Annotated in this window: 5 protein-coding genes; 4 read left to right on the top strand and 1 reads right to left on the bottom strand. The window is 70.2% G+C overall.

The annotated features are described in order from the left end of the window. The first annotated feature begins 238 nt into the window (after window positions 1-238). The 4 genes from ACTHJJ_RS10355 (at window position 239) to ACTHJJ_RS10340 (ending at window position 3,097) form a co-directional block, all read left to right on the top strand. Window positions 239-481 (top strand): DUF3046 domain-containing protein, encoded by a 243-nt coding sequence (locus ACTHJJ_RS10355; RefSeq protein ID WP_440302859.1) that lies wholly within the window; start codon window positions 239-241, stop codon window positions 479-481. 74 nt (window positions 482-555) lie between these two features. Then, the gene (locus tag ACTHJJ_RS10350; protein WP_440302858.1) at window positions 556-1,074 is read left to right on the top strand and encodes an O-acetyl-ADP-ribose deacetylase; all 519 of its coding nucleotides are present in this window, start codon (window positions 556-558) and stop codon (window positions 1,072-1,074) included. 242 nt (window positions 1,075-1,316) lie between these two features. Next, a complete protein-coding gene (gene recA, locus ACTHJJ_RS10345) occupies window positions 1,317-2,360 on the top strand; it encodes a recombinase RecA (RefSeq protein WP_440302857.1) in 1,044 nt (347 codons plus the stop codon). 11 nt (window positions 2,361-2,371) lie between these two features. Then, window positions 2,372-3,097 (top strand): regulatory protein RecX, encoded by a 726-nt coding sequence (locus ACTHJJ_RS10340; RefSeq protein ID WP_440302856.1) that lies wholly within the window; start codon window positions 2,372-2,374, stop codon window positions 3,095-3,097. Between the two features lie 130 nt (window positions 3,098-3,227). Here ACTHJJ_RS10340 and ACTHJJ_RS10335 read toward each other — a convergent pair whose 3' ends face one another. After that, window positions 3,228-3,776, bottom strand: a complete 549-nt coding sequence (locus ACTHJJ_RS10335; protein ID WP_440302860.1) for a YceI family protein — start codon at window positions 3,774-3,776, stop codon at window positions 3,228-3,230. Window positions 3,777-3,803 lie beyond the last annotated feature (27 nt).

Here is a 3,803-nt window from a genome sequence, read left to right as displayed (position 1 = left end):
GGGCCGGGCGTGCCGGCAGGCGACGGGTCCGGCGCGGCGGAGGGACCCTCGGTGGGTCCCGGGTTGTCTTCGGTCATTGGTTGCTCCCCTGACGTGTGCTGTGGGCCCGCGTGGGCACGGGCGGAAGAGGACGATACCGGTCGCGGCACGCGGGCGTGCGCGCTTGCGGCAACCCCTCGGACGCCGGGTGTGCGCGGCGGGGTTCCCGTCGGGGGAGTGGCAGACTGCAGGAGTGCGGATGAGCCACTTCTGGACCCTGATGCGGGACGAGTTCGGGGAGGCGTATGCCGACTCCCTGGCCCGGGGCCACGTCCTCGGTGCCCTGGGCAACCGGACGGTGCGCCAGGCGCTCGACCAGGGTGTGCCCCCACGCACGGTCTGGGAGGCGCTCTGTGAGGACATGGACGTCCCGGAGTCGCGACGGCTCGGCCGTGACAACCGCGAGGCGCGGGGTGGGCACGGCGGGCAGGCTGGGGCGTGAGCGCCGACCGCCGTGAGGACACGAGTGAGGAACGAGCGAGGCACGGAGCGGTGGACAGAGGCGCGACCACAGGCGTGAGCGGGGTCTCCGGAATCACGCTGCACCAGGGTGACATCACGACGGATGCGTCGGTCGACGCGATCGTCAATGCCGCCAACGAGTCGCTGCTGGGCGGTGGGGGTGTCGACGGAGCGATCCACCGGGCCGCGGGCCCGGAGCTGCTCGAGGAGTGCCGTCGGCTGGGCGGGTGCCGCACCGGCGACGCGAAGGTCACCGGTGCGGGCCGGCTCCCGGTCTCGCACATCATCCACACGGTCGGCCCGATCTGGCGTGGCGGGGGAGCAGGGGAGCGGGAGCTGCTGACGTCGTGCTACGAGCGGAGCGTCGAGGTGGCCGCCCAGCACGACTGCGCCCGGCTCGCCTTCCCGGCCGTCTCGTGTGGCGTCTACGGCTACCCGCTCGACGAGGGTGCCGAGGTCGCGATCACGACGGTCGCCGCGGCGATGCAGCGGTACCCGACCGTGGTGCAGGCGCGCTTCTGGCTCTTCTCCGAGGCGACGTATGCCGCTTTCGCCCGCGCGCTCGAAGGCTGAGCAAGCTGCGGCTCGGGTTTCGCGGCGTGTCGTCGCGGACGTCCGCCGATCTCGAACACGTGTTCGGTAGTGTTGTCCACAAGATCGAACACCCACTACTCGCCGTCCACAGGGCCGTCCCGTGGAGCAACCCGGTGTCGGTGGTCCGATCTAACGTCTGACTCGACAGCGCACGACACGAGCCGTTCGCCGGAGGGTCGCAGGTAGACGACCGCACCAGGGACGGCAGACAGGTGACCGACATGGCAACGGCACAGGACAAGGACAAGGCCCTCTCCACGGTGATGGGCCAGATCGAGAAGAGCTACGGCAAGGGCGCGGTGATGCGCCTCGGCGACGACGTCCGGCCGCCCATCGAGGTCATCCCGACCGGCTCGATCTCGCTCGACGTCGCACTCGGCATCGGTGGTCTGCCGCGCGGTCGCGTGGTCGAGATCTACGGCCCTGAGAGCAGCGGCAAGACCACGGTGGCGCTGCACGCCGTCGCGAACGCGCAGCGTGCGGGCGGCATCGCGGCGTTCATCGACGCCGAGCATGCCCTCGACCCCGAGTACGCGAAGAAGCTCGGCGTCGACACCGACGGCCTGCTCGTCTCCCAGCCCGACACCGGTGAGCAGGCCCTCGAGATCGCCGACATGCTGATCCGCTCCGGCGCCCTCGACATCATCGTCATCGACTCCGTCGCGGCGCTCGTGCCCCGGGCCGAGATCGAGGGCGAGATGGGCGACAGCCACGTCGGTCTGCAGGCCCGCCTCATGAGCCAGGCGCTCCGCAAGCTGACTGGGGCGCTGAACTCCACCGGCACCACAGCGATCTTCATCAACCAGCTCCGCGAGAAGATCGGCGTGATGTTCGGCTCGCCCGAGACGACGACGGGTGGCAAGGCGCTGAAGTTCTATGCGTCGATCCGGCTCGACGTGCGGCGCATCGAGACGCTCAAGGACGGCACCGAGCCGGTCGGCAACCGCACCCGCGTCAAGGTCGTCAAGAACAAGGTCTCCCCGCCGTTCAAGCAGGCCGAGTTCGACATTCTCTACGGGCAGGGCATCTCCCGTGAGGGCGGCATCATCGACATGGGCGTCGAGCACGGCTTCATCCGCAAGGCCGGCGCCTGGTACACCTACGAGGGCGACCAGCTCGGGCAGGGCAAGGAGAATGCCCGCAACTTCCTCAAGGACAACCCCGACCTCGCGGACGAGATCGAGAAGAAGGTCAAGGAGAAGCTCGGCGTCGGCCCGCGGGTCGACCAGCCGGCCGACGGCGCGGACGTGCCCGTCGACTTCTGACCGGACGGCTCATGGGTGACGCGAACAACGACCTGACCCGTGAGGCCAAGCTGGCCCGCGCGGCGGCCGCCCTGGCGAGAGCCGAGGGCCTGGCCGGGGCGCGGGCCGGCACCCACACCTTCCAACCGGGGCGGGGGGACCCCGGCACGGCGAACACCGGGGCAGCCGGCACCGGACCCGCCGGCTCAGGTGGGCGACGCCGTCGCCGCACTCCAGCCCCGCCACCGGAGGATCCTGCGTCCCTGGCGCCGGAGGCCGACGCGGAGTCGGTCGCCCGGGCCATCGTGCTGCGGCAGCTCAGCATGGCCCCCCGCAGCCGCGCCCAGCTCGAGAAGAAGCTGCGCCAGCGTGGCTGTGACGACGACGTGGCCCGGCGCGTACTCGACCGGATGACCGAGGTCGGACTGGTCGACGACGAGGCCTACGCCGAGCTACTGGTCCGGTCGAAACAGCAGGGCAGGGGCCTCGCCCGCAAGGCGCTGGCCCATGAGCTGCGCAAGCAGGGCATCGACGCCCAGATCGCCGAGGACGCGCTCGGCGAGATCGGCGTGGAGAACGAGCGCGCGAAGGCGGAGGAGCTCGTCGCGAAGAAGCTGCGCACGATGCACGGACTGGATCCCGACGTCCAGGCCAGGCGCCTGGCCGGCCTGCTCGCTCGCAAGGGCTACTCCGGCGACGTCGCGTGGCCCGTCATCCGCGACGCGGTGAACGGCGCCGGCGAGCATCAACGCGACTAGCGAGGGGCCGGCTCACCGTATACGGGCTCGGCCGCATACGCGGCTCCGCGGCATACACGACGAGGGGGAGTGCCACGAAGGGGGTGAGGACCAACGGTCCTCACCCCCTTCGGGTGTGATTCGGTCCTGCTCAGGCCTGGGACGGGACCTGGGCGATCGCCGACACATCGAACTCGAGCTTGACCTTGTCGCTGACGAGGACGCCACCGGTCTCGAGCGAGGCGTTGAAGGTCAGGCCCCACTCGGTGCGGTCGATGGTCGTGCCGCCCTCGAACCCGACGCGGATGTTGCCGAACGGGTCCTTGGCCGAGCCGGTCTCCTCGAACTCGATGGTGACGGGCTTGGTCACGGCGTTGATGGTGAGGTCGCCGGTGATGGCCCAGTCGGCGCCGTCACGCTTGACGTCGGTCGAGACGAAGGTGATCTCGGGGTAGTTCTCGATGTCGAAGAAGTCCGGCGTCTTGAGGTGGCCGTCGCGCTGCTCGACACCGGTCGTGACGCTTGCGGCCTTGATGACGACCTTGACGGTCGAGTTGGCCGGGTTGGCGGTGTCGATGCGAGCGTGGCCCTCGAACTCGTCGAACTGGCCGCGGACCTTCGTGACCATGGCGTGCCGGGCGGAGAAGCCGATCCGGGTGTGCGTCGGGTCGAGCGCGTAGTCACCGGCGATGTCGGTCACGGCAGTGGTGGTCTCGACGGTCTCGAC

Source organism: Intrasporangium sp. (assembly GCF_051961875.1).
Taxonomy (GTDB): domain Bacteria; phylum Actinomycetota; class Actinomycetes; order Actinomycetales; family Dermatophilaceae; genus Intrasporangium_A.
This window is presented reverse-complemented; position numbering and strand designations above follow the sequence as displayed.

Bases quoted from the DNA above. Each gene is read 5' to 3' on its own strand.
- ACTHJJ_RS10340 (WP_440302856.1), top strand. From the start codon at position 2,372: ATGGGTGACGCGAACAACGACCTGACCCGTGAGGCCAAGCTGGCCCGC.
- ACTHJJ_RS10355 (WP_440302859.1), top strand. From the start codon at position 239: ATGAGCCACTTCTGGACCCTGATGCGGGACGAGTTCGGGGAGGCGTAT.
- recA (WP_440302857.1), top strand. From the start codon at position 1,317: ATGGCAACGGCACAGGACAAGGACAAGGCCCTCTCCACGGTGATGGGC.